Here is a 23,363-nt window from a genome sequence, read left to right as displayed (position 1 = left end):
CCGCGCCCGGCGCTCAGCGCGGCACGCGCACCAGCAACCGCCCGTGGATGCACTCCATCCGCAGCTCGCGGCCCGGGCCGATCGAGTCGCCGTCGAGCTGGCGGGGGGTCTCCTCCTTGGTGCGCACCACCACGGTGGCGCCGGTCTTGCGGTCGACCAGCTCGTCGGTGTGCTTGCGCTTGAGCAGCACCCGCCAGGCCAGCGGGATCCAGGCGAAGAAGTTGCGCGGGTGCAGGATCACCACGTCGAGCTGGCCGTCGTCGATGGTCGCGTCGGGCAGCAGCGGCATCCCGGCCTGCAGGAAGCCGACGTTGCCGACGACCACGGTGCGCGCGCGGTGGGTGGTGAACTCAGCCCCGTCGACCGAGACCTCCACCTTCATGGCCGGGAACATCAGCGACTTCAGCCCGCTGATCACGTAGGCCAGCCAGCCGACCCGCTTCTTGATGTCCTCGTTGACGCCCTCCATGATCGCGGCGTCGAAGCCCATCCCGGCCATCACCATGAAGTGCGTGCCCTCGATGCCGTCGCCCTCGACGGCGACCATGTCGATGGCCCGGTCCTGCCCGGTCAGCGCCACGTCGATCGCGGCGCGCAGGTAGAGCGGGATGCCCAGGTTGCGGGCCAGCAGGTTGCCGGTGCCGGCCGGCACGATCCCCACCGGGATGCCGGTGCCGGCGAGCTCGGCGCACACCTCGCGCACGGTGCCGTCGCCGCCGCAGACCAGCACCATGTCGGCGCCCGCGACCGCCGCCTCGGCGGCCATCCCGGTGCCGGGGTCCTCGATGGTGGTCAGGTGCCACGTCGGCTCCGACCAGCCGGCCTCGCGCGCCATCGTCGAGACGGTGTGGCGGAAGGCGCCCTCGTCCTCGACCTTGATCGGGTTCAGCACCACCGCCAGGCAGCGCTGGGTCGGGAGCGCCTCGGGCAGCGGCTCGGACTTCACCGCGTGGCTGCGCGGCAGCGGCGAGTAGAGCGCCAGCACCAGCAGGCCGACACCGATGCCGAGCAGCACGCCTGCGACCACGTCGGTCGCGTAGTGGCGACCCAGCAGCACCCGGTGCAGCGCGCCCACGACGACCAGCGTCGCGGCGGCGGCGTACACGAGGCGGCGGGTGCCCAGGCGGCGTACGAGCATGATCGCCAGCACCACGCAGACCGTGGCGTAGGCGGCCGTCGACGAGGCGTGCCCGGACGGGAAGGCATAGCTGGTCAGCGAACCGGCGTCGATCTGGTAGTCGGGCCGCTCGCGCGCGATCAGCAGCTTCAGCCCGGTGGTGGCCAGCGCGGTCAGCCCCATCACCACGACGGCGTACGCCGCCGCACGACGGTGCCCGCGCGCGAACATCGCCACCGCCAGCACGATCGTCAGCACGGTCATCGCGATGGTGCCGAGCGCGGCCTCGACCACGCGCAGCGGGCCCTGGAGCCAGTCGGCGTCGACGGCGTCAGCGGCCAGCGGCTCACCGCTCTCGTCGAGGCCCGAGAGCGGGCCCCAGCCACCGGTCACGGCGAGGGCGAGCAGGGCGAAGACCACGAAGCAGGCAGCAGCCCAGCTCAGCAGCACGTATCGGGAGCGGTCCAGCACGCCGACCAGTATGGGTGACGTGGCTGTCCACAACGGGGGTGAGGCGCTGCGCGGCCCGGCGATAGCCTTCACCCCATGATCGATCCCCGCATCCTGCGCGACGACCCCGACCGCGTCCGAGCCTCGCTCGCCAAGCGCGGCCTGTCCGCCGAGGTGGTCGACCGCGCCCTGGCCGCCGACACCGCCCGCCGCGCCGCCATCGCGGCGTACGAGACGAAGCGGGCCGAGCAGAAGCAGCTCGGCAAGCAGATCCCGCAGGCCCAGGGCGAGGAGAAGCAGGCCCTGCTGGCGCAGACCAAGACCCTGGCCGCCGACGTGAAGGCCGCCGAGGCCGCCCAGGGCGAGGCCGAGGCGACCTGGCAGGAGGCGCTGTCCTCGATGCCGAACCTGACCTCCGAGGAGACCCCGCCAGGCGGCGAGGACGACTTCGTGGTGCTGGAGACCGTCGGCACGCCCCGCGACTTCGCCGCCGAGGGCTTCGAGCCGCGCGACCACGTCGAGCTGGGCCGGATGCTCGGCGCCATCGACATCGAGCGCGGCGCCAAGGTCTCGGGCAGCCGCTTCTACTTCCTCACCGGGGTCGGCGCCCAGCTCGAGCTGGCGCTGGTCAACCTGGCCATGGAGCAGGCCCGCGAGGCCGGCTTCACCCAGGTGGTGCCGCCGTCGCTGGTGCGTCCGCGGGCGATGGAGGGCACCGGCTTCCTGGGCCAGGCCGCCGACGACGTCTACCGCATCGAGGGCGAGGAGCTCTACCTCGTCGGCACCTCCGAGGTGCCGATGGCCGCCTACCACTCCGACGAGATCCTCGAGGGCGACGACCTGCCGCTGCGCTACGCCGCCTTCAGCCCCTGCTTCCGCAAGGAGGCCGGCTCGCACGGCAAGGACACCAAGGGCATCATCCGGGTGCACTGGTTCGACAAGGTCGAGATGTTCGTCTACACCACCCTCGAGGACGCCGAGGCCGAGCACCAGCGGCTGCTGGGCTGGGAGAAGGCGTTCCTCGACAAGCTCGAGCTGGCCTACCAGGTCATCGACGTGGCCGCCGGCGACCTGGGGCTCTCGGCGATCCGCAAGTTCGACTGCGAGGCCTGGATCCCCACCCAGGGCAAGTACCGCGAGCTGACCTCGACCTCGAACTGCACCGACTTCCAGACCCGTCGCCTCGACACCCGCGGGCGCTTCGCCACCGACAAGGGCACCGAGATGCGCCCCGTCGCCACCCTCAACGGCACCCTGTGCGCGATGACCCGCACGATCGTGGCGATCCTCGAGACCCACCAGCAGGCCGACGGCTCGGTGCGGGTGCCCGAGGCGCTGGTGAAGCACATGGGCGGCCTGAAGGTCCTCGAGCCGGTCGCCCGATGACCTCCTGGACCCCGGGGCTGGTCGCCCTCGACATCGACGGCACCCTGCTGCGCTGGATCGACGGCACCGGCACCTCCCACGAGGAGATCACCCCCGCGGTGCACGACGCCGTACGCCGCGCGCAGGAGGCCGGCGCGCACGTCGTGCTCGCCTCGGGCCGCTCGCCCGACGGGATGACCGGGGTCGCCGACCTGCTCGGCCTGGCCACCGAGGACTCCCCGGTGTGGGTGGTGGCCTCCAACGGGGCCGTGGTCTTCCGGTACCCGCCGATGCAGGTGGTGCACGAGGAGACCTTCGACGCCCGCGCCGCGGTCGCCGCGGTGCTGACCGAGCACCCGCAGGCGCTGGTCGCCGTCGAGGAGCGGGGCCGGGGCTACCGGGTCAACCGGCACTTCCCGATGGGCGAGCTGTCCGGCGAGATGATCCTCAGCGAGGTCGAGTCGATGGTCGCCGAGCCTGTCAGCCGCGTGATCATCCGCGACCCCGAGGCCACCGTCGAGGACTTCGTGGCGCTGGCCGGGCGGCTGGGCCTGCACGGCACCGACTACGTCGTGGGCTGGACCGCCTGGCTCGACCTGGCGCCGGTCGGGGTCTCGAAGGCCTCCGGCCTCCAGGTCGTGTGCCGCGAGCTGGGGGTCGCCGAGGGCGACGTGCTGGCCATCGGCGACGGGCGCAACGACATCGAGATGCTCACCTGGGCCGGGCGCGGCGTGGCCATGGGCCAGGCCGTCGAGGAGGTCCGCGAGGCCGCCGACGCGGTGACCGCGACCGTCGACGACGACGGCGCGGCGGTCGAGATGTCGCGCTGGTGGCCCGCGTGAGCGGCGCCGCGCCGCAACCGGCGGTGCTGCCGCTGGAGGTCCGCACCGAACGGCTGCTGCTCGTGGTGTGGAGCCCCGGCGAGGCCGCCGACATCGCCGCCGGGCGCCGGCGCCCCGAGTGGCACGCCGACTACCCGCAGCCCGATGACCGCGACGCCGCCACGCTCTACGAGCCGCACAGCCCGTGGAGCCCGCGCCACGTGGTCCGCGGTCGCACCGTGCTGGGCTCGATCGGCTGCTTCGGCGCGCCGACGGCCGCCGACGACGGGGTGCGCGAGGTCGAGGTCGGCTTCGGCCTGGTGCCCGAGGCGCGCGGCTGGGGCTTCGCCACCGAGGCGCTGGCCGGGCTGGTGGCGGCCCTCGAGGCCGTCGGCGTGCGGGTGCGCGCCGCGGCCGAGCCCGACAACCGGGCCAGCCTGCGGGTGCTCGCCCGCTGCGGCTTCACCGGCCTGCGCGGCTCCGACGAGGACGGGCGCCTGGTGATGGTGCGTCCGTTGCCGGTGGCCGCGCCGTGAGCGGCGCTGCCCGGCTGCCGCGGCTCGTGGCGACCGACCTCGACGGCACGCTGGTGCGCAGCGACGGCACCGTGTCGGCGTACACGCGCGAGGTGCTGCTCGAGCTCGACCGCCGCGACGTGCCCGTCGTCTTCGTCACCGGCCGCCCGCTGCGCTGGGCCGCCGACGTCTTCGAGCACGTCGGCGCCCACGGGCTGGCGATCATCTCCAACGGCGCGCTGGTCTGGGACGTCACCGGCGACCGCGCCGTGCTCGAGCGCCCGATCGAGCCGCGGCTGGGGCTGGAGGTCTGCGCGGCGCTGCGCGAGGCGGTGCCGGGCACGGCGTACGCCGTCGAGACGATGCGCGGCATCGAGCTCGAGCCCGGCTTCATGGAGCGCTACCAGGTGCCCGACGCCGCCCGGCGCGCCCCGATCGAGGAGCTCTTCGACGGGCCCGCCCTCAAGCTGCTCGCACGCCACGAGGAGCTGGCGCCCCAGGAGTTCTGGGACGTCGCCGAGGAGGTCACCGGCGGCCGGCTGGTGACCACCTGGTCGTCGTCGACCACGCTGCTGGAGATCAGCGGGCCGCAGGTCACCAAGGCCTCCACGCTCGAGCTGCTCTGCGACGAGCGAGGCATCGCCGCCGACGAGGTGATCGCCTTCGGCGACATGCCCAACGACCTGCCGATGCTCGGGTGGGCCGGCACGTCGTACGCCATGGCCGACGCGCACCCCACGGTCACCGAGGTCGCCGACCACGTCGCCCCAGGTCACGACGACGACGGCGTGGCGCGGGTCCTGGCTGGTGTGTTCGACCTGTGATCTGGTCTCATGTCACCGTGCCGAGCCCTCGACGACTGACCGCGCGCCCCGCTGGGCCGTTCGCGGTGGTGGGCAGCCTCGTGCTCGCCGTGCTCCTCGGCTCGGGCCTGCTGCTCGGCGCCGGCGCGCTCCTGGCGCCCGCCGGGGCCACCGGCGAGAAGTGCGACAGCGACAGCTCCGTGAGCTCGCAGGCCCGCCAGGCCCAGGCCGTCTTCTCCGGCTCGGTCGTCTCGAGCAGTGCCGAGCAGCGGGCCGGTGGCCAGCGCGGTGTCGAGCTGACCCACCAGGTCGCGGTCGACCTGGTCTACAAGGGCGCGAGCCGCATCGACGACATCGAGGTCGAGGTGGTGACCACCCGCAGCTCGGGCGGTTGCGACCTGGGGCGCCTGCAGGACGACACCTACATGTTTTTCGTCAGCGCCGACCCCGACACCGAGGGCCGGTTCATCGCCACCGGCGACAGCGGCACGGCCCTGCGCGACGCGTCCCTGGTGCGCGACGTCGAGCAGATCTTCCCCAACCCCGAGCCGCCGGTGGACGCCGAGCCCCCCATGGCCGAGTTCGACCGGCTCGACCTCGACGAGCCCACCCCGCTGCCCCGCGCCCTGGCCCCCGGCGCCGCGCTGGTCCTCATCGGCGCCCTGGGCCTGGTGCTGGCCCGCCGCCTCGCCCGCCCCTGACCCGGCCCAGACTTCCCGCCGACCCGGCGCAAACTTCCCGCCGACCCGGCCTGAACTTCCCGCCGACCCGGCCGGCGCGTACCGACTGCGGACCTGGGGCGACACCGTGGGAAGTACGGGCCGACTCAGGGTGAAGTTTGGGCCGACTCGGGGCGAAGCTCGGGCCGGGTCGCGGGGAGGTTCGGGCCGGGTCAGAGGTACATGCCGCCCGAGTCGCCGTGGTCGGCGCCCGGGGCCTGACCGGGCTGCCCGGGCTGACCCGGCTGGCCCGGGTGGGCGCCGGAGCCTGCGGGCAGGCTGCGCCGCATGTGCTCGAACTGCGCCTTGGCGGCCATCTGCTGGGCGTAGATCGCGGTCTGGATGCCGTGGAAGAGGCCCTCGAGCCACCCGACCAGCTGGGCCTGGGCGATGCGCAGCTCACCCTCGCTGGGCGTGCCGTCCTCGGTGAAGGGCAGGGAGAGCCGGTCGAGCTCCTCGACCAGCTCGGGCGCCAGGCCGTCCTCGAGCTCGGTGATGGACGCCTGGTGGATGCCCTTGAGGCGCTGGCGGCTCGCCTCGTCGAGCGGGGCCGCCTTCACCTCCTCCAGCAGCTGCTTGATCATGCTGCCGATGCGCATCACCTTGGCCGGCTGCTCGACCAGCTCGGTGATCGAGCGCTCGCCGGCGTCGTCGTCCTGCTGGGCCTGGGCGAGCGCCGAGGCCGGCAGGGTGCCGAGCGGCTGCCCGTCGGGGCCGACGATGACCACGTGCTGGTCCTGCTCCCCGGCGGGGGAGCCCTGGTCGCCGGACTGATCACCGGACGGTGCCTCGGACGGGGCGTCGGACTGGGGCTGCTCGTCGGGGTGCTGGCTCATGACCCCAGCCTAGGAGGCGGCGGCGTACGGCGCTGTGGCCCTACAGGGTGAGCAGGATCTTGCCGGTGTGCGCGCCCGAGCCCATCAGCTCGTGCGCCTCGCGCACCTGCTCCAGGGGCATCGTGCCGTGCACCACCGGGCGCACGGACCCGTCGGCGACCAGCGGCCACACGTGCTCCACGACGGCCGCGCAGATGGCGGACTTCTCGCTCACCGGCCGCGAGCGCAACGAGGTGGCGATGACGGCCGCCCGCTTGCGCAGCAGCACGCTCAGGTCGAGCTCGGCCTTCGTGCCGCCCTGCATCCCGATCACGACCAGCCGTCCCTCGGTGGCCAGGGCCGCGACGTTGCGTGCGAGGTACTTGGCGCCCATGTTGTCGAGCACGACGTCGACCCCGCCGTCGGTGCTCTCGCGCACCACCTCGACGAAGTCCTGCTCGCGGTAGTCGATGGCCACGTCGGCCCCGAGCGCGCGGCAGAACGCCAGCTTCTCGGGCGTGCCGCCCGTGGTCAGCACGCGGGCGCCCAGCGCGTGCGCCAGCTGGATCGCGAAGGTCCCGATCCCGCCGGCCCCGCCGTGCACCAGCAGCGTCTCGTCGGGACGCAGCCCGGCGACCATGAACACGTTCGACCACACCGTCGCCGCCACCTCGGGCAGCGCAGCGGCCGTGACGAGATCGACCCCGTCGGGCACCGGCATCACCTGCCCGGCCGGCACCACGACGTACGACGCGTAGCCCCCGCCGGCGAGCAGGCAGCAGACCGCGTCGCCCACCGCCCAGCCCTCGACGCCCTCGCCGAGCGCGGCGATGGTGCCCGAGCACTCCATGCCGATGACTTCGGAGGCGCCGGGCGGGGGCGGGTAGAAGCCCTGGCGCTGCAGCAGGTCGGCGCGGTTGAGCCCCGCCGCCGCCACCTCGACCAGCACCTCACCAGGCCCGGGGGAGGGGTCGGGCAGCTCGGCTACGGACAGGATCTCGGGTCCGCCGGACCCGTCGGCGACGACAGCACGCATGGCCTCACCCTAGGGGCCGCGCCTACTCCTCCTCGGAGGCCTCGAGGTCGCGCCCGGAGTCGGGTCCAGAGTCGGGCTCGGGGTCGCGGCCGAGGAGCTCGTCGAGGTCCTCGATCTCGGTCAGCGGGTCGGTCGCCCCGTCGAGGTCGTCCTGGGCCGCGTCGGTGCCGAGGTCGTCGGCCGCAGCCACCGGTTCGTCGGGCGTCGCCGGCTGGTCCCAGCCGTCGGCCAGCGAGCGGACCCGCTCGGCGAGCTCCTCGACCACGGCCGGGTCGCCACCCTTGGCGCCCGCGGCGAGCCCGAGGAGGTACGTCGACAGGGGCGCGGCCGGCCGCGCCACGGCGTGCGCCACGTCGCGGGCCAGGTCGAGCAGCAGCGTCTCGTCCACCTCCGCGTCGAGGTCGAGGATGTCGCAGAGCTCGTCGATCCAGTCGTGCAGGTTCACGGGCCCAGCCTCGCGACCCGGCCCGCCCGGCGCAACACCGCCGCCCGGGTCGTGGTCCCAATCGTGGCTTCAGTTGTGGCTCCAGTCGTGGTCTGCGTCGTGGCTCGGGTCGTGTGCCTGGGGACGCGCCATGACGCGCCAGGGGACCACGACCCGGACCACGACCCGGACCACGACCCGGACCACGACCCGGACCACGACCCGGACGGGCCGGAGGCTCAGTCGTCGGCGAGGTCGCGCAGGTCGGCCCAGGTGTCGACGTCGCGGTGCTCGCGGCCTACGGCGGGGACCTCGGCGAGGTCGAGGCGGGCCAGGAGGCGCCGCAGCGCCATGCCGTGCTGCCCCTCGCGCGTGGGACGCACGCCGTCGAGCCGGTCGGTGCGCAGCACCAGCGCGAGCGCGTGCCGGCCGTCGGGGGCCACCAGCACCGCCCCGTCGCGCCCGGCCGGCCCGTCCCCGACCGCCCGCCGCAGCCGGGCGAAGGTCTCGGGGCCCACGTGCGGCATGTCGACGGCGAGAACCCCGACCAGCCGCACGGGCCGCAGCAGCGCGTCGCGCCCCGTCAGCAGGGCCGCCACCGGGCCGCCGTGGCGCGGGTCCTCGCGGGTGAAGGTGACCGGCCGGTGGGTCGGCACCGGGTCGCCCACCACGACGACCTCCGCGGCGTCGAGGCAGGCGTCGAGGGCATGGGTCAGCAGGGTGCGTCCGTGCAGCTCGACGGAGGCCTTGTCGGCTCCGTCGAGTCGCACGGCGGTGCCCCCCGCCAGCACCACGGCGCTGAAGGAGGGGTCCGCGAGGTCGCTCAGGTCGTCGGGCTCCACGCCAGCAGGATGGCAGCAGCGCCCACGGCTGGCAGGCTGGGTCCATGACCACGCTGCGCGTCGCCCTGGTCCAGGAGGCCTCCGACACCGATCCCGCCGTCAACCGCGCCCGCCTGGCGCAGGTGGTGCCCGAGGGCCACGACCTGGTCGTGCTGCCCGAGGCGTTCGCCCGCGACTTCGGCCCGGCCGGCGCCGACGTCAGCGCCGACGCCGAGGCGGTCGACGGTCCCTTCGGGGTCGAGCTGGCCCGCGTGGCCGACGAGCGGCGTGCGACGGTCGTGGCCGGCATGTTCGAGACCGGCCCCGACCCGCAGCGGCCGTGGAACACGCTGCTGGTGCGCGGCGCCGCGCACGCCGAGTACCGCAAGATCCATCTCTACGACTCCTTCGGCTACCGCGAGTCCGACCGGCTCAGCGCCGGCGACCCGACCCCGGCGCTGGTCGAGGTCGGCGGGGTCCGCGTGGGCCTGATGACCTGCTACGACCTGCGCTTCCCCGAGCTGGCCCGGCTGCTGGTCGACCAGGGCGCCGAGCTGCTGCTGGTGCCGGCCGCCTGGGTGGCCGGCGAGCGCAAGGTCGAGCACTGGCGCACCCTGCTGCGCGCCCGCGCCATCGAGAACACCGTGTACGTCGCTGCCGCGGGGCAGCCCGCGCCGCGCTACAGCGGCCACTCCATGCTGGTCGACCCGCTGGGCGACGTGCTCGCCGAGGCCGGCCCCGACGCGGGGCTGGTGCACGGTGTGGTCGATCTCGCTCGGCTGGCCGAGGTGCGGCGCACCAACCCGTCGCTGGCCAACCGCCGGTTGTAGCCTTCGTCGACGTGTCGTCAGCCGTCTCCCTCCGCCTCGCGCAGGTCAGCACCTCGGTCGACCGCCTGGCCGTCTCGCGCTGGCCGCTGGTGGGCTGGGCGGTGGCCGTGGCCGCGGGGCTGGCGGTCCTGGTCCTGGGCGTGCTCGAGATCGGGCCGGGCTGGTTGCCGGGCGCCGGGTCGGTGGCCGTGGCCGGTGCCTTCACCTGGGCCCTCGCGGCCCGCACCGGCGGTCGCCCGGTGGTCTTCGGCACCCTCGCGGTCGCCATCGGCGTCGCGGTGCTGGTGCTCGACGACGACCGGCTGCGCACCGGGGCCGCGGCCTGGACCTGCGTGGTGGCCGCGGTGCTCGCGGTGATGGGCACGGTGCCGGCGCGTCGGCTGCGGCACGCGGCCCGCGAGGCGCTGCTGGCCACCCTGGTGGCCTCCGTCGGGGCGCTGGCCGTGGTCGGCTTCGAGCCGGTCAGCAGCGTGGTGAGCTTCGAGTACGCCACGCTCGGCCTGGCCCTGCTGGGCGTCTTCGGACTGGTCTTCCGGCTCGGCGCCGGCTTCCACGGCCTGGGCCGGCGCGGGCTGCTGATCGTGCTGGTTGGCGGCGCGCTGCTGCTGCTGACCCTGGCCTACGCCGAGCTGCTGCGCCGCTACGGCCCCGGCGCGATGGTCACCGACCTGCTCGACGTGGTGCGCTGGTCGCGGGAGAACCTGGGCGCCTTTCCGCGCCCGATCGCCACGGTGTTGGGTGTGCCCGCCATCGTGTGGGGCTGCCACATGCGGGCCCGGCGACGGCAGGGCTGGTGGGTCAGCGCCTTCGGCGTGGCCGCCACCGCCTCGGTCGCCAGCTCGATGATGAACCCCTCGGTCGCGCTGCTCGAGGTGGGCCTCTCCATCGCCTACGGCCTGGTCATCGGCGTGCTGATCGGCGCCGCGCTGATCCGCCTCGACCTGCGCTTGACCGGACCCCGCGGGCGCCGGGCGCGGCGCGCGGAGGAGAAGGCGGCCGGGCGGCCCGAGCCGGCCCGCGGCCAGGCCCTGCTCTGACCCGCTCCCGACACGTCGGCTGACACCGACGCGCGAGCGGATCCGGCGTACCTGCCGGTAACGGCTAGGTTCGAGACGTGGCTCGTGAACAGGTGCAGCAGATCGCGGCGGAGATGGTCGCCAACGTGCTCGAGGTGGCGGTCGCCGCCGGGGAGCACGTCGAGGTCGGCGACACGGTCGTGCTGCTGGAGTCGATGAAGATGGAGATCCCGGTGATCGCCGAGCGCGCCGGCACGGTCGTGGCGGTCAAGGTCGCCCCCGGCGACGTCGTCCAGGAGGGCGACCTGCTGCTCACCCTCACCCGCTGAGCACCAGCGTCAGCATCGGGAGGCCTGGCAGAGGGGGCGGGATTCGAACCCGCGGTAGGTCTCCCTACGACCGCTTTCAAGGCGGTTCCGATAGGCCACTCCGGCACCCCTCCGTGCCCGCGCCGAGCCCGGCGCGTGCCAGGTCACTCTAGAAGACCGCGCCCGGGCGCCCGGGTGGCGCCCCGCGAGAGCCGTGGTGTGGAATCGGGCCATGGCCGGAACGACGCTGCCCACGCCGCACGACTACCGCTTCGCGCCGGCCTTCGCGGTGCGTCTGGTCGGGCTCAGCCTCGTCGCGCTCGCGCTGGTGATGTTCGCCGGCACCGCCGTCGTGGCCCTGGCGAGCATCAACGCCGACGTGCTGGTCGTGCTGCTGGGCGTGGGCGTCGGGGCCGTCTTCTGGCTGGGTTGGTGGCTGCGCAACCGCGCCTACGTGCTGCGCGCCGAGGACGACGGGTACGTCGTCGGGCCGGTGCGCGGCGCCGGCGTGAAGCGGGCCCGCTGGAGCGAGGTGAGCCAGGCCGCGACCACGACCGTGCACGACATCGACTGCCTGGTGCTGCACCTGCAGGACGGGCGCAGCACCACGATCCCGGTCGAGGCGCTGGCGGTCGACCGCGAGCAGTTCGTGCGCGAGATGCAGCGCCGCCTACGGGCCGGCCAGGGCCACCGCCCCCTCGGCTGAGCCCCCTCGAACAGCCGGCGACCGACCGGCAGCCGCCCTGATTGGTGGCGGGCGGCTCCGGCCTTGTAGCCTGTCGGCGCTGCCGGGAGGCGTCGCCTAGTCCGGTCTATGGCGCCCGCCTGCTAAGCGGGTTTGGGGCTACAACCCCATCGAGGGTTCAAATCCCTCCGCCTCCGCCAGCGCACGACCCTCGCAGGTCCTCGACCTGCGGGGGTCGTGCCACGTCCGGACCAGTGCGCCTTGCAGCCGGCGTACGCGTTGCATGTTTGTGCATTGCACGAACATGGCCCGGCTGGGACGGCGTCGCCGGCCCCGACCTGGGGCACACTCGGATCTCACGGGCCACGACCTGGCCCGACCGGGAGCATGAGGAAGGTTCACCATGAAGATCGTCCGCAAGGCCGGGCTCGTCGTCGCCACCACCGCTGTCACCGTCGGGATGCTCGGCTTCGTGGCCCCCGCGCAGGCCATGGACACCAGCTGGGGTTGCGGCGGTTACTGCCGCAAGGCGCCCTGAGTCGTCCCGCTCGGTCGCGTCCCTGACTCTCCCCAGAGTCGTCCCTGCTGAACCGACCCCAGCGCCCCCGCTGCGGCGTCGCCGCGTGCCAGAGGCCCCATCCGTCCCGGTGGGGCCTCTGGTGCGTCCTCAGCCCTTGTCGGCGGCCTCGGCGCCGCCCGCGGGCCGGCTGCCGTCGGTCTCGGTGCCCGAGAGCCCCAGGCGCCCCATCGTGTAGCCGAGCTGGAAGCGGGTCTCGGCCTCGTACTCGTCCTTGAGGTCGGCCACGTAGCCGGCGTAGGTGCGCGGGCTGACCCCCAGCCGCTTGGCGCTGACCGGGTCGGCGTGGCCCTCCACGAGCATCCGGATGGTCATCTGCCGCTGCTCCGCGGCGATGTCCTTGAGCATGGAGCTGTCCTTGTTGCTGAAGGCCCGGCCCCGCTCCCAGGCCCGCTCGAAGACGTCGACCAGGTAGGCCACCACCGACGGTTCGCGCACCGCGATCGCCACGCGCAGGTCCTCGGCGCCGGGGATCACCGCGACGCGCCGGTCGACGACGATCATCCGGTTGAAGAACTCGTCGAGGGTGCGCACCTCCGCGCCCCGCTCGGTCACCGAGGTGACGTAGCGGTGCGTGACGGTGCTGCGCCGGGCCGAGTGCTGGTAGAGCGTGCGGATCCGCACGCCCCGCTCGAGGGCGGCGATGTCGCGGCGCGCCGCCTCGGCGAGGGTGGCGGCGTCGCGGCCGGCCTGCGGCTGCGCGGTGAGGATCTCCGTCTCGACCTCGGCCACCAGACCGTCGAGGTAGGTGCTGATCGCGTGGTCGCGCAGGTAGGTGAACGGTCCTCCGCGCTCGCTCTGCGGCGCCCGGCGCCAGGTCTGGGCCAGGCTCCCGAAGGCCCGGGCCCACTGCGAGGACTCCTCGAGCAGCCGGCCGGCGTCCTGGCTCAGCGGCGAGACGACCCGCGACTGCACGCTGGTCGGGTCCTCGGGCAGGTACGACGCCCCTTCGGGGTCCAGGTGCAGCAGCCCCAGCTCGACCAGCAGGTCGAACGCCGGGCGGGTCTCGGCGCCCTCGGCGAGGCGGGGGTCGTCGGTGCGCAGCCCGCCCTCGGCGACGGCGGCCTCGTACAGGGGCGCGGCCTGCGACTCCAGCAGCGCACGGTGCTCGGGTCCGTAGCTCGACACCTGTTCCTCCTGTGCTGGCGGGCCGCGCGGGCCGGGTGGGGGCGGACGGGGGCGGGACTCCGAGGGGGCGATCCTGTCACACGGCAGTACCCCGTGGAACGGACCAGAATGCACGGACCCCGCTCCCGGTGGGGGAGCGGGGTCCGGTGCTGGGCGCGGGTGGCGCCCCGGGGCTCAGACGCCCAGGCGGGCCTTGAGACCGTCGAGCTCGGTCCACAGCACGCCCGGCAGGTCGTCGCCGAACTTCTCGAACCACTCCTGGATCTGCGGGATCTCGGCCTTCCACTCCTCGGGGTCGACCTCGAGCGCGGAGACCAGCGCCTCCTCGCTCATGTCGAGTCCCTCCGTGTCGAGCGACTCCGGGGTCGGCACGTGGCCGATGGGGGTCTCCACGGCGGCGGCCTGGCCGTCGATGCGCTCCACGACCCACTTCAGCACGCGGCTGTTCTCGCCGAAGCCGGGCCACAGGAAGCCGCCCTCGTCGTCGCGGCGGAACCAGTTGACGTAGAAGATCCGCGGCAGCTTGGAGGCGTCGTTGTCCTTGCCGATGTTGATCCAGTGGCTGAAGTAGTCACCGGCGTTGTAGCCGATGAAGGGCAGCATCGCCATCGGGTCGCGGCGCACCACGCCGACCGCGCCGGTCGCGGCGGCGGTGGTCTCCGACGACAGGGTCGCGCCGAGGAAGGTGCCGTGGGTCCAGTCGCGGGCCTCGAAGACCAGCGGGACGGTGGTCTTGCGGCGACCACCGAAGAGGATGGCGTCGATCGGGACGCCGCGCGGGTCGTCGTACTCGGGCGCGAGGATGTCGCACTGCTTGATCGGGGTGCAGTAGCGGCTGTTGGGGTGGCTGGAGAGCTCGTCGGACTCGGGGGTCCAGGGCTCGCCCTTCCACGAGGTCGCCTTGGCCGGCGGGTTCTCCAGGCCCTCCCACCACACGTCGCCGTCCTCGGTGAGCGCGACGTTGGTGAAGACCGAGTTGCCCTTGTTGATGGTGCGCATGGCGTTGGGGTTGGTGTGCTCGTTGGTGCCCGGCGCCACGCCGAAGAAGCCGTACTCGGGGTTGACCGCCCACAGCCGGCCGTCCTCGCCGATGCGCATCCAGGCGATGTCGTCGCCGAGCGTCTCGACCTTCCAGCCCGGGATGGTGGGCTGCAGCATCGCCAGGTTGGTCTTGCCGCAGGCGCTGGGGAAGGCCGCGGCGACGTACTTGGTCACGCCCTGGGGGCTGGTGAGCTTGAGGATCAGCATGTGCTCGGCGAGCCAGCCCTCGTCGCGCGCCATCACCGAGGCGATGCGCAGCGCGTAGCACTTCTTGCCCAGCAGCGCGTTGCCGCCGTAGCCGGAGCCGAAGGACCAGATCGCGCGCTCCTCGGGGAACTGCACGATGTACTTGGTGTCGTTGCAGGGCCACTTCACGTCGGCCTGGCCCTCGGCGAGGGGGTGGCCCACGGAGTGCACGGCCTGCACGAAGTCGGCGTCGAGCTCGGTCATCCGGTCCAGGACCTTGGAGCCCATCCGGGCCATGACGCGCATCGAGGCGGTGACGTAGGCGGAGTCGGTGAGCTCGATGCCGAACATCGGCTTCTCGGCCTCGAGGTGACCCATCACGAAGGGGATGACGTACATGGTGCGACCGGTCATGCAGCCGTCGTAGAGACCGCGCATGATCGACTTCATCTCGTCGGGCGCCATCCAGTTGTTGGTGGGCCCGCAGTCCTTCTCGTCGACCGAGCAGATGTAGGTGCGGTCCTCGACGCGCGCCACGTCGATGGGGTCGGAGGCCGCGTAGTACGAGTTCGGCTTGATGCTCGGGTCGAGCTGGGTGAACGTGCCGGTGCCGACGAGCGCGTCGGTCAGCCGGGTCCACTCCTCGTCGGAGCCGGTGCACCAGTAGATCTCGTCGGGCTTGGTCATCGCCGCGACCTCCGCGACGAAGTCCAGGATTCCCTGGTGGGTCGTGGGAGCGTCGGTGAGTGCCTGGTCGGCGGTCATCTGCCTCTTACCTCTCGCGCATTCGCGGGGAACTGGCCTCGCGGATGCGGGGACGGCGCCCCGGCCGTCGAGCGTATCGACGGTGTGTCGTGGAGCTGGTGTGGATCGCGTGGCGTCGTTGCCGGCGACTTTTGTAGGGTCCTGGTGCGGTGCCGGTGAGGGTCCCCGCCTGGGACTTCGGCGAATGTACCGCCGCTCTTTAACCCCGCATATTGGAACGTTCAACGCCGTGTGTGCCCGGTCACACGGGCGATCTCGGGGACTGCGGAGCTACACACGGACGGGTGAGGCGCGGGTTCGCAGCCGTCGGGTCGGGTGGCGTCATGCACGTCGAGGTGGTCGTCGTCGTGGTGGCGGTGCTGGGTCTGGGTGTCGCCGCCCTGTCCTCGAGCCTCGACCGGCTGCCGGTCTCCGAGCCGCTGCTGGCGGTGGTGGCCGGGGTGCTGGTCGGGCCCCAGGCGCTCGGGTGGGTGGTGCTGCCCGAGCTGGGCGCGGGCCCCCACGAGCTCCGCGAGGTGGCGGTGGTCCTGCTCGCCGTCTCGATGATGGCGATCGCCCTGCGCTACCCGATCGGCGACGTACGCCGCCGCGCGGGCTCGGTGGGGCTCCTCCTGGGAGTGCTGATGCCGGTGATGGCGCTGGCGTCGGCCGGCGTCGCCTGGGCGGTGCTGGGGCCGACCGCCGGGCTGGGCGCCGCCGCGGCCCTGCTGCTCGGCGTCGCGGTCTGCCCCACCGACCCGGTGCTCAGCTCGAGCGTGGTGACCGGCGGGCCCGCCGAGCGCGACATCGCCGAGCGCACCCGGCAGCTGCTGTCGCTGGAGTCGGGCGCCAACGACGGCCTGGCCCTGCCGCTGGTCGTGGTGGCGGTGGCGGTCGCCGGACCGCTGACCGGCGGTGAGGCGGGGCTCGAGGTGCTGCGCAGCGTGCTGGGCGCCCTGGTGCTCGGCGTCGCCGCCGGGTGGGGCGCCGGCCGGGCGGTGCGGCTGGGTGAGCAGCACAGCGACACCAGCCCGGCGCAGGCGGTCCTGTTCACCCTGGTGCTCGCGCTCGGTGTGCTCTCCGCCGCGCACCTGCTCGACGTGGGGGCGGTGCTGGCCGTCTTCGTGGCCGGGCTGGCGCTCAACGCGACCTGGACGAGCGACGACCGGGTGCGCGCGCTGACCATCGACGAGGCGCTCAACAAGTACGCCGTGCTGCCGGTCTTCGTGCTGCTCGGCGTCGCCCTGCCGTGGTCGGCCTGGGCCGAGATCGGGTGGGCGCTGGTGCTGCTGGTCGTCGGGGTGCTGCTCCTGCGGCGGCTGCCCTGGCTGCTGGCGCTCTCCCCGGCCCTGCGGCTGGCTCGCCGCGACGCGCTGTTCCTCGGCTGGTTCGGCCCGATCGGGGTCTCGGCGATCTACTACCTGCTGGAGGTCGGCGAGCGAGTGCCCGGCAGCGACCTGGTGGTCACCGCCGGCACCGCGGTCGTGGTCGGCAGCACCCTCGTGCACGGCCTGACCGGCAGCCCCGGGCGAGCGGCGTACGCACGGGTGGAGGGTGGGTGAGCCCGCGACCCGGGCCCGATTTCGGCTCGCGCGACGTCTGCGCTAATCTCCTTGGGTCGCACGGCATGCCGCGCGACGGGCGCCTGTAGCTCAACGGATAGAGCATCTGACTACGGATCAGAAGGTTTGGGGTTCGAATCCCTACAGGCGCGCAAGACACGAACAGCCGCTGACCTGGCAAGACACGGGGCAGCGGCTGTTCTGCTTGTGCGACGCCCTGGCTTGGGGTCGGGTGCGGACACACCTGGGACACAGTCGTGAGCCCGGTCGGGCGAGTGTTGTCGCGCCAGCGACGCGCGCTGCCGCCGAGGGGGTCATCCGTAGCGGCGGTGGGGTCCCGGTAAAACTGATCGTTGTTGTGGCCGGGCTGGCACCACCTCAGTTCGCGCTGGCGGGGGTGCACCCCTCAACGCGCGCATCGCTCCGGAATGCTAGTCGTTAAAGTCGTGCTTACCTTCCGCTGAGCGGAAGTGACTGCTGTCGCAGGCTCGACGCCCCGGCCTAGGGTCCGATCCATGAGTCAGGTCACGCCACCGGTCGCGAGCTCCGACGCGGCCGCCACCTCCCAGGCCGAGGTCAGCGCCGAGATCGCCGCCCTTGCCGCCGACTACGAGGCTGACGGCGGGCTCGCAGGGCCGGGGGAGCAGCAACCGCGCCTCGACTACCCGCCGTACCGCTCGAGCCTGCTGCGCCATCCGACCAAGGACCTCACCCTGAGTTCACAGGTGTCGGTACCTCTCAAGAGCTTCGGCTCCCACCCGGCGATGTTGCTGTCGTCCATCGTCTTCTCCTGTCCGCTGGAGGTCGGTTCTACCCAGCATGATCTGCAGTCAGACGGAAGCTGCTTGAACCGTCCGTTCCCCATACCCGCTCGTCGGCCGTTCCGGACGGGCACCCACGCCGGTGGGCGGCGGAAAGACACGCACGCGGTCAGGAGACGCAGTTGCTTCTGTGGACGAATCAAAGGTGTCAGGGTCGACGGTTGCGAGTCTTTCACCGGACCGCGCAGGGCCTGAACTCGCGATTGATGGGTATTCCGCATCTGGTGCAGAGCGATCAGGAGGCAATCCCCGCCTTGGGGAGCGGGGTGAGGCCAAGGTATCCGCAGCCTCGCAGCCATCACGAACACCCATAGGCATCTAGGCACACGCCCCAGCAGGCCCAACCTCGGGCGACCGTCTCACCCGCAGACGCGCGGTGAGAGCGACAGCGGTCACGCGGAAGGCAGTGATCGTGCATCGGACCCGCCACGCAGTATCGCGTCGCCGTCGAACGGTGACCACCTTGAAGGCGAGCACGCGCTATCAGCGCGTGCCCTGCCATGCTGGCCTGGTGCAGCGTCTTGATGTGACCGACCTCGTTGACGGCGCCGCTCGTCTCGACCTGGGAGCCGACGGGACCGTCGATCGACCGGTTGCTGCGGTCGATCTGGACCGTGCCGACTGGTCGCTGGCCCCGCGCGCGGTGCAGGCGCTCGGCACGCAGCATCACAAGATCTTGGTCGGTGTCGCCAGCTCGCCGTTGCCGCCTGCGGCGCGCGGGCTGATGAAGGCGTTGGCGTTCACGGTTGCTCCAGGAGGTCCCGGACGGTCGTGGATCGATGCCGGCTCGACCGGCGACGCGGTCCTGGAGCAGGTCGGCTCCGTGGTCGCGAACGCGCCGCTGGCCGCGCTCACGCTGATCGACGTCCTCGACGTGACGTCGTCCTGCTCGGTCGAGCGCGGGCTGGTCGCTGAGTCGTTGGCCTACTCGACACTGCTGGCCGGGCCGGAGTTCGGACAGTGGCGTGCGACGACGCCTCGTCGCGAGGTCCCGACCGGCGATTCCCCGGTGGTGGTGACCCGCGAGGGGGCCGTCCTGCAGGTCGTGCTCAACCGGCCGGCGCGGCACAACGCCTTCGGCCACGAGGTCCGCAACGGATTGCTCGAGGCGCTCGAGGTGGCGCGCCTGGACGACAGCATCGCCCGAGTCGAGCTGTCGGGCGCGGGTCCCTCGTTCTGCAGCGGGGGTGACCTGGACGAGTTCGGCACGACCCCGGACGTCGCGACGGCTCACGTGGTGCGTCTGGCTGCGAGCGCAGGGCTCGCGGTGCACCGGCTGCGCGACGTGGTCCGGCCGGTTCTGCACGGTGCCTGCATCGGTGCCGGCATCGAGGTGCCGGCGTTTGCGTCGCGGGTGCGGGCCCGACCGGGTACGTCATTCGCCCTGCCGGAGACCGGTTTCGGGCTCGTGCCCGGAGCCGGTGGCACGGTCAGCGTGACCCGGCGGATCGGCCGCTGGCGCACGGCGTGGCTCGCCCTCACCGGTTACCGGCTCGGTCTCGATCGAGCCCTGGCGTGGGGGCTGGTCGATGAGCTCGTATGAGCGAACGGCGGACAGTGGCCCGGAGGGTGCCCTGCGGGACTGGGCCGCGTCGGGGGCGATGGCTCTGACCGGGTGGCCGGACGGTCCGCCCCGGGCGGCGCCGGGCCGCGCCGCGAGCCTGGTCCGTGACGCGGTGCAGCGAGTCGTCGGGTACGAGATCCCGGGGCTGCTCGGTGAGCGGGCGGCGTACGCCGGGCTGCGGCGCAACGCTCCGTGGTCGTGCGGCGGTGCGGCGCGGACGCTCCCGACCGCGGACGGGCACCTGGTGCTGTCGATGCCGCGCGCCAGCGACCGGTCGCTGGTGCCCGCGCTGGTCGAGGAGGACCTCGGGGACGACGTGGACCCCTGGGAAGCGGTTGCCGGCTGGGCTGCGGCACGCCCTGGCGCCGACGCCGAGGAGCGGCTGCGGCTGCTGGGGATGGCTGGGGGAGTGGTGCCCGCCCAGCCGCCGACGGACCGGCCGCCCGTGCTGACGTCGGTCCTGGGGCAGCGTCGTCCGGCGGAGCGGCCGTTGGTGGTCGACCTGACCAGTCTGTGGGCGGGCCCGCTGTGCGCCCACCTGCTGGGGCTGCGGGGGGTCGAGGTGGTCAAGGTGGAGAGCCGCTCGCGACCCGACGGGGCGAGGTCCGGGCCTCCTGTCTTCTTCGAGCTGCTGCACGCCGGGTCGCGGAGCCTGGTCCTCGACTTCGACACCGAGCTCGACACCCTGCGAGCCCTGGTGGCGCGGGCGGACCTCGTGCTCGAGGCCTCACGTCCCAGGGCGCTGAGGCAGCTCGGGCTGATCGCGGAGGAGGTCGTGGCCGCGGGGACCTCCTGGTTGTCGATCACCGCGCGCGGACGGGACTCCGACGCCGTGGGCTTCGGCGACGACGTGGCTGTCGCCGGTGGATTATGGCTGCGGGAAGGGGCGTGCCCCGTGCCGGTCGGTGACGCGGTCGCCGACCCCCTCGGTGGTGTGACGGCCGCGCTGCACGCGGTCGAGGCGATGGCCGCGGAGGAGGCTCGGCTGGTCGACGTCTCGATGCTCCACGTCGCCGCCGAGGCCGCGCCCGGAGCCGCGGCCGAGCACGCCGTACGTCAGCGGGACGACGCCTGGTGGGTCGAGTGTGCCGACGGTGAGTTCCCGGTCGCCGATCCGACGAGGCGCCGGTGAGGACCACGCTCCTGACGCGGGTCGAGGTCGCGGGGCAGCTGGTCGACGTACGGCTCCGCCGTGATCGCATCGTCAACCTCGAACCGAGACTGGCTGCCGAGGAGTCCGACGAGGTCGTCGACGGGGGCGAGGCAGCGCTGCTACCGGGGCTGCACGACCACCACCTGCACCTGTTGGCGCTCGCCGCGGCTCGTGCCTCGGTCGATTGCCGCGACGGGCTGACCGCGCTGGCTGCGGCGCCGGGCGACGGGTGGGTTCGCGGAGTCGGCCTCCCCTGGTCGCCCGACCGGCACGACCTCGATGCTGTGCAGGCCCGTCGTCCGGTGCGGGTGCAGCACCGCAGCGGCGCCCTGTGGGTCCTCAACTCGGCGGCCCTGGCGGCGGTCGACCACGTGCTCGACGACAGTCTCGACGTCGAGCGCGACCCGTCGGGTGCGCCGACTGGTCGGTTGTGGCGCTATGACGACCGGCTCCGGCCGGCCCTGCCGGAGACCGCACTCGACCTCGGTGCCCTGGGTCGCGAGCTTGCTGCGTTCGGCATCACCTCGGTCACCGACGCCACCCCTGGCCTCGAGGGCTTCGAGGGCCAGGACCTGCTGCCCCAGCGGGTCTGGTTCCTCGGGCGACGCAAGCTGCTGCTCCGCGACCACGACCTGCCCTCCTTCGATGAGCTGTGCGCGACGATCGCGGAGCGTCATGGCGCAGGGGAGCCTGTGGCCGTGCACTGCGTGACGCGGGAGTCGTTGCTGCTGACGCTCGCGGCTCTCGACGAGGTGGGCAGGCTGCCAGGTGACCGGATCGAGCACGCGGCGGTGGTGCCGCCCGGCGTGACCGAGCGCCTGCGGGGCCTGCGCGTGGTGACGCAGCCGGGCTTCCTCGCCGACCGGGGCGACGACTACCGCGCCCGGGTTCACCCCGACGACCTGCCGCACCTCTACCCCTTCGGCAGTCTTCTCGCGGCGGGGGTGGACGTCGCGGCCAGCAGCGACGCGCCCTACGGCCCGCTCGACCCCTGGGCCGTCATCGCCGCCGCGCGCGACCGGCGCACGGGCTCCGGGGTGGTGCTGGGTGAGGCCGAGCGGGTCGCCGCGCGGGTCGCCCTGGCCGGCTACCTGACCGACGAGCACGGTGGTCCCCGGCGGGTGCGGCCCGGAGAGCCTGCCGACCTGGTGCTGCTGTCGACGACCCTCGACGAGGCGCTGGCCGTTCCCCGTCACGAGGTCGTGAGAGCGGTCTGGTGTAGCGGGGTGCGATCGGGCGGGCCTGCCGGCACGGCGCTGACCTGAGGCGCGGGCAACCCACCCGCCGTCCAGGCGTTCTCCCGGCGCAGCCGGCTGCCGAGAGAGTCGCGCTGAGCTCGCCGGTGGCGGTCCGGGTGCCGCAACCGTGGCGTTCACTTGGCGATGGCGTCAGTAGGCGCATGGAACGCATGGCAGGGCTGAAACGCAGGAGACTAAGCCCGCTCACGAGGCAGACCCCGTTGTCGCCCGTCGGTTTCTGACGATATCGTCGGACGAAAGACAGCGAGCTCTTCGCACCGAAGGAGCTGCTGCACGGGTATGGGAGAGCCGCCATCGACATTCGTGAGATCAACCGCCGTGTCATCGCCCAGTTTCGCGCGGGGGAGGAGATCGAGGGCATGCGGCGCGACGACCTGTTGCTGCTGACCACGATCGGCGCTCGCTCGGGCGAGCCGAGGACGAGTCCGATGATGTTCCACCGCGAGGGTGAGCGCCTCTTCGTGATCGGCTCCGCCAACGGGGCTCGTCGCGACCCGAGCTGGTGCCACAACCTGCGAGCTCGACCGACAGTGACCGTGGAGATCGGACGGGGGACCTACCGGGCCTCGGCCGTCGTGCTCGAGGGGGCGGCGCGAGCAGGCGCCTGGTCGTCCATCACCGCGGCACACCCGTTCTTCCACGACCATGAGACCTCCGCGGCGCCTCGGGTGATTCCCGTCGTCGAGCTCGTCCCGCACGAGGAGTCGCGCGAGGATCAGCGGTAGCGGACCAGGCCCTCCTGCATCGTGGTGGCGCACAGCTTGCCGGCCTCGTCGTACATCTCCCCGTGGCACAGGGCGCGGCCGCGTCCGGCCCATCGTGACTCCTGGTCGTAGCGAAACCACTCGTCGACTCGTAGCGGCGCATGGAACCAGATCGTGTGGTTGATGGTCGCGAACGCGATCCGCTCGTCTTGCAGGGTCAGCCGGTGCGGACCCAGTGCAGTGGCCAGCAGCAGCATGTCGCTGAGGTAAGCCACTCCTGCATCCCGCAGGACAGGCTCGCTCCCGATTGTCTGGCGGGTCCTGGCCCAGACCTGCTGTCGAGCGGGCACCGCGACTCCCCGCATGGCGGGCACGCGGACCGGCGGGTAGGGGAAGCGCAGCTCGACGTCGAGGAAGTCCGCGAGATGGTCGGCCCACGCACGGTTGACAGAGTCCGCGGCGAACAGCTCTCCTGGTGCGGAGGAGTCGAGCGGAGCAGGTCCGTCGTGGAGCTCGGGCTGGTGCTCGGGTCCTGCGGCCGGTGCCTGGTAGGAAGCCGACATCGCGAAGATCGCGCGGTCCCCCTGCCGCGCCTCCACACGACGGGCGCTGAAGGAGCCCCCGTCGCGCACGTCCTCGACCTCGAAGTCGATCGGCAGGGTGGTGTCACCGGGCAGCAGGAAAATCATGTGGGCGGAGTGGAGGGAGCGATCATCCGGCACCGTGCCTCCGGCCGCGCAGATCGCCTGGGCGGCGACCTCACCGCCGTAGCTGCGCCGTGCCGGAGGGGGCTTCGTCTGGCCGCGGAAGGTCCGGGGCGCGACCTGCTCGAGAGCGAGTAGTTCGTTCAGGTCGGTGGGTGGCATGCGCATCAGTATCGGGGCGAGCCGGCCCGCGGC

Annotated in this window: 24 protein-coding genes and 3 tRNA genes; 18 read left to right on the top strand and 9 right to left on the bottom strand. The window is 72.9% G+C overall.

The genetic code is table 11. The features are described 5' to 3' along the window. Positions 1-13 precede the first annotated feature (13 nt). Positions 14-1,588 (bottom strand): bifunctional phosphatase PAP2/diacylglycerol kinase family protein, encoded by a 1,575-nt coding sequence (locus tag QWJ41_RS06920; protein ID WP_302706756.1) that lies wholly within the window; start codon positions 1,586-1,588, stop codon positions 14-16. Positions 1,589-1,663: 75 nt separating this feature from the next. Between QWJ41_RS06920 and serS the strand changes: the two genes are divergently transcribed. The 5 genes from serS to QWJ41_RS06895 are packed head-to-tail and all read left to right on the top strand — an operon-like array spanning position 1,664 to position 5,772. Continuing rightward, entirely contained in the window at positions 1,664-2,953 is a 1,290-nt protein-coding gene (serS, locus tag QWJ41_RS06915) for a serine--tRNA ligase (RefSeq protein ID WP_302706755.1), read from the top strand. A gap of 17 nt (positions 2,954-2,970) precedes the next feature. Then, a complete protein-coding gene (locus QWJ41_RS06910; RefSeq protein ID WP_302706792.1) occupies positions 2,971-3,774 on the top strand; it encodes an HAD family hydrolase in 804 nt (267 codons plus the stop codon). Beyond that, positions 3,762-4,289 carry a GNAT family N-acetyltransferase gene (locus tag QWJ41_RS06905; RefSeq protein WP_302706754.1) on the top strand — a complete coding sequence of 176 codons (528 nt, stop codon included), beginning with the start codon at positions 3,762-3,764 and terminating at the stop codon, positions 4,287-4,289. The genes QWJ41_RS06910 and QWJ41_RS06905 overlap by 13 nt, the downstream gene beginning before the upstream one ends. Next, the gene (locus tag QWJ41_RS06900) at positions 4,286-5,092 is read left to right on the top strand and encodes an HAD family hydrolase (RefSeq protein ID WP_302706753.1); all 807 of its coding nucleotides are present in this window, start codon (positions 4,286-4,288) and stop codon (positions 5,090-5,092) included. The genes QWJ41_RS06905 and QWJ41_RS06900 overlap by 4 nt, the downstream gene beginning before the upstream one ends. A gap of 17 nt (positions 5,093-5,109) precedes the next feature. Next, positions 5,110-5,772, top strand: a complete 663-nt coding sequence (locus QWJ41_RS06895) for a hypothetical protein (RefSeq protein WP_302706752.1) — start codon at positions 5,110-5,112, stop codon at positions 5,770-5,772. 191 nt (positions 5,773-5,963) lie between these two features. Here QWJ41_RS06895 and QWJ41_RS06890 read toward each other — a convergent pair whose 3' ends face one another. The 4 genes from QWJ41_RS06890 to mobA all read right to left on the bottom strand — a co-directional run bounded on the left by QWJ41_RS06890 (position 5,964) and on the right by mobA (position 8,907). Beyond that, complete coding sequence (locus QWJ41_RS06890) at positions 5,964-6,626, bottom strand: bacterial proteasome activator family protein (RefSeq protein WP_302706751.1); 663 nt, start codon at positions 6,624-6,626, stop codon at positions 5,964-5,966. 40 nt (positions 6,627-6,666) lie between these two features. Then, the gene (locus QWJ41_RS06885; RefSeq protein ID WP_302706750.1) at positions 6,667-7,641 is read right to left on the bottom strand and encodes an NAD(P)H-quinone oxidoreductase; all 975 of its coding nucleotides are present in this window, start codon (positions 7,639-7,641) and stop codon (positions 6,667-6,669) included. A gap of 22 nt (positions 7,642-7,663) precedes the next feature. Then, positions 7,664-8,086, bottom strand: a complete 423-nt coding sequence (locus QWJ41_RS06880; protein ID WP_302706749.1) for a DUF6457 domain-containing protein — start codon at positions 8,084-8,086, stop codon at positions 7,664-7,666. Between the two features lie 218 nt (positions 8,087-8,304). Further along, positions 8,305-8,907 (bottom strand): molybdenum cofactor guanylyltransferase, encoded by a 603-nt coding sequence (mobA, locus tag QWJ41_RS06875; protein WP_302706748.1) that lies wholly within the window; start codon positions 8,905-8,907, stop codon positions 8,305-8,307. A gap of 44 nt (positions 8,908-8,951) precedes the next feature. On the opposite strand from mobA, the gene QWJ41_RS06870 reads away from it, so the two are divergent. From QWJ41_RS06870 to QWJ41_RS06860, 3 genes are all read left to right on the top strand, one after another. Next, positions 8,952-9,716 carry a carbon-nitrogen hydrolase family protein gene (locus QWJ41_RS06870; RefSeq protein WP_302706747.1) on the top strand — a complete coding sequence of 255 codons (765 nt, stop codon included), beginning with the start codon at positions 8,952-8,954 and terminating at the stop codon, positions 9,714-9,716. A gap of 11 nt (positions 9,717-9,727) precedes the next feature. Then, positions 9,728-10,753 (top strand): hypothetical protein, encoded by a 1,026-nt coding sequence (locus QWJ41_RS06865; RefSeq protein WP_302706746.1) that lies wholly within the window; start codon positions 9,728-9,730, stop codon positions 10,751-10,753. 77 nt (positions 10,754-10,830) lie between these two features. Further along, complete coding sequence (locus tag QWJ41_RS06860) at positions 10,831-11,061, top strand: biotin/lipoyl-binding carrier protein (RefSeq protein WP_302706745.1); 231 nt, start codon at positions 10,831-10,833, stop codon at positions 11,059-11,061. A gap of 25 nt (positions 11,062-11,086) precedes the next feature. Here QWJ41_RS06860 and QWJ41_RS06855 read toward each other — a convergent pair. Further along, positions 11,087-11,174, bottom strand: a tRNA-Ser gene (locus QWJ41_RS06855). 98 nt (positions 11,175-11,272) lie between these two features. Here QWJ41_RS06855 and QWJ41_RS06850 point away from each other — a divergent pair. From QWJ41_RS06850 to QWJ41_RS06840, 3 genes are all read left to right on the top strand, one after another. Next, a complete protein-coding gene (locus QWJ41_RS06850) occupies positions 11,273-11,746 on the top strand; it encodes a hypothetical protein (RefSeq protein WP_302706744.1) in 474 nt (157 codons plus the stop codon). Between the two features lie 85 nt (positions 11,747-11,831). Further along, positions 11,832-11,925 (top strand) — tRNA-Ser (locus QWJ41_RS06845). A gap of 203 nt (positions 11,926-12,128) precedes the next feature. Beyond that, the gene (locus QWJ41_RS06840; protein ID WP_302706743.1) at positions 12,129-12,263 is read left to right on the top strand and encodes a hypothetical protein; all 135 of its coding nucleotides are present in this window, start codon (positions 12,129-12,131) and stop codon (positions 12,261-12,263) included. A 129-nt stretch (positions 12,264-12,392) separates the two neighbouring features. On the opposite strand, the gene QWJ41_RS06835 is transcribed toward QWJ41_RS06840, so the two are convergent. Together QWJ41_RS06835 and QWJ41_RS06830 are read right to left on the bottom strand one after the other, a co-directional pair. Beyond that, on the bottom strand, positions 12,393-13,430 hold the full coding sequence (locus tag QWJ41_RS06835) for a phospholipase D-like domain-containing protein (protein ID WP_302706742.1): 1,038 nt from the start codon (positions 13,428-13,430) through the stop codon (positions 12,393-12,395). Between the two features lie 174 nt (positions 13,431-13,604). Next, positions 13,605-15,422 carry a phosphoenolpyruvate carboxykinase (GTP) gene (locus tag QWJ41_RS06830; RefSeq protein ID WP_302706741.1) on the bottom strand — a complete coding sequence of 606 codons (1,818 nt, stop codon included), beginning with the start codon at positions 15,420-15,422 and terminating at the stop codon, positions 13,605-13,607. Between the two features lie 284 nt (positions 15,423-15,706). On the opposite strand from QWJ41_RS06830, the gene QWJ41_RS06825 reads away from it, so the two are divergent. The 7 genes from QWJ41_RS06825 (at position 15,707) to QWJ41_RS06795 (ending at position 22,485) form a co-directional block, all read left to right on the top strand. Then, positions 15,707-16,963, top strand: coding sequence for a cation:proton antiporter domain-containing protein (locus QWJ41_RS06825; RefSeq protein ID WP_302706740.1), 1,257 nt, complete (start codon positions 15,707-15,709; stop codon positions 16,961-16,963). 79 nt (positions 16,964-17,042) lie between these two features. Continuing rightward, a tRNA-Arg gene (locus QWJ41_RS06820) sits at positions 17,043-17,115 on the top strand. A gap of 363 nt (positions 17,116-17,478) precedes the next feature. Then, positions 17,479-17,979, top strand: a complete 501-nt coding sequence (locus tag QWJ41_RS06815) for a hypothetical protein (protein ID WP_302706739.1) — start codon at positions 17,479-17,481, stop codon at positions 17,977-17,979. Positions 17,980-18,238: 259 nt separating this feature from the next. Then, positions 18,239-19,327, top strand: coding sequence for an enoyl-CoA hydratase/isomerase family protein (locus QWJ41_RS06810; RefSeq protein WP_302706738.1), 1,089 nt, complete (start codon positions 18,239-18,241; stop codon positions 19,325-19,327). Between the two features lie 58 nt (positions 19,328-19,385). Further along, complete coding sequence (locus QWJ41_RS06805; RefSeq protein WP_302706736.1) at positions 19,386-20,480, top strand: CoA transferase; 1,095 nt, start codon at positions 19,386-19,388, stop codon at positions 20,478-20,480. Further along, entirely contained in the window at positions 20,477-21,766 is a 1,290-nt protein-coding gene (locus QWJ41_RS06800) for an amidohydrolase family protein (protein ID WP_302706735.1), read from the top strand. Before QWJ41_RS06805 ends, QWJ41_RS06800 begins: the two co-directional genes overlap by 4 nt. 260 nt (positions 21,767-22,026) lie before the next feature. Next, positions 22,027-22,485 (top strand): nitroreductase/quinone reductase family protein, encoded by a 459-nt coding sequence (locus QWJ41_RS06795; RefSeq protein WP_336623279.1) that lies wholly within the window; start codon positions 22,027-22,029, stop codon positions 22,483-22,485. Here the strand turns inward: QWJ41_RS06795 and QWJ41_RS06790 are convergent. Then, a complete protein-coding gene (locus QWJ41_RS06790) occupies positions 22,476-23,330 on the bottom strand; it encodes an acyl-CoA thioesterase (protein ID WP_302706734.1) in 855 nt (284 codons plus the stop codon). The genes QWJ41_RS06795 and QWJ41_RS06790 overlap by 10 nt on opposite strands. Between the last annotated feature and the right edge of the window lie 33 nt (positions 23,331-23,363).

Origin of the sequence: Nocardioides cremeus (genome assembly GCF_030518195.1) — a bacterium.
GTDB lineage: Bacteria > Actinomycetota > Actinomycetes > Propionibacteriales > Nocardioidaceae > Nocardioides > Nocardioides cremeus.
This window is presented reverse-complemented; position numbering and strand designations above follow the sequence as displayed.

Bases quoted from the DNA above. Each gene is read 5' to 3' on its own strand.
- serS (WP_302706755.1), top strand. From the start codon at position 1,664: ATGATCGATCCCCGCATCCTGCGCGACGACCCCGACCGCGTCCGAGCC.
- QWJ41_RS06805 (WP_302706736.1), top strand. From the start codon at position 19,386: ATGGCTCTGACCGGGTGGCCGGACGGTCCGCCCCGGGCGGCGCCGGGC.
- QWJ41_RS06850 (WP_302706744.1), top strand. From the start codon at position 11,273: ATGGCCGGAACGACGCTGCCCACGCCGCACGACTACCGCTTCGCGCCG.
- QWJ41_RS06840 (WP_302706743.1), top strand. From the start codon at position 12,129: ATGAAGATCGTCCGCAAGGCCGGGCTCGTCGTCGCCACCACCGCTGTC.
- QWJ41_RS06790 (WP_302706734.1), bottom strand. From the start codon at position 23,330: ATGCCACCCACCGACCTGAACGAACTACTCGCTCTCGAGCAGGTCGCG.
- QWJ41_RS06870 (WP_302706747.1), top strand. From the start codon at position 8,952: ATGACCACGCTGCGCGTCGCCCTGGTCCAGGAGGCCTCCGACACCGAT.
- QWJ41_RS06890 (WP_302706751.1), bottom strand. From the start codon at position 6,626: ATGAGCCAGCACCCCGACGAGCAGCCCCAGTCCGACGCCCCGTCCGAG.
- QWJ41_RS06815 (WP_302706739.1), top strand. From the start codon at position 17,479: ATGAGTCAGGTCACGCCACCGGTCGCGAGCTCCGACGCGGCCGCCACC.
- QWJ41_RS06830 (WP_302706741.1), bottom strand. From the start codon at position 15,422: ATGACCGCCGACCAGGCACTCACCGACGCTCCCACGACCCACCAGGGA.
- QWJ41_RS06885 (WP_302706750.1), bottom strand. From the start codon at position 7,641: ATGCGTGCTGTCGTCGCCGACGGGTCCGGCGGACCCGAGATCCTGTCC.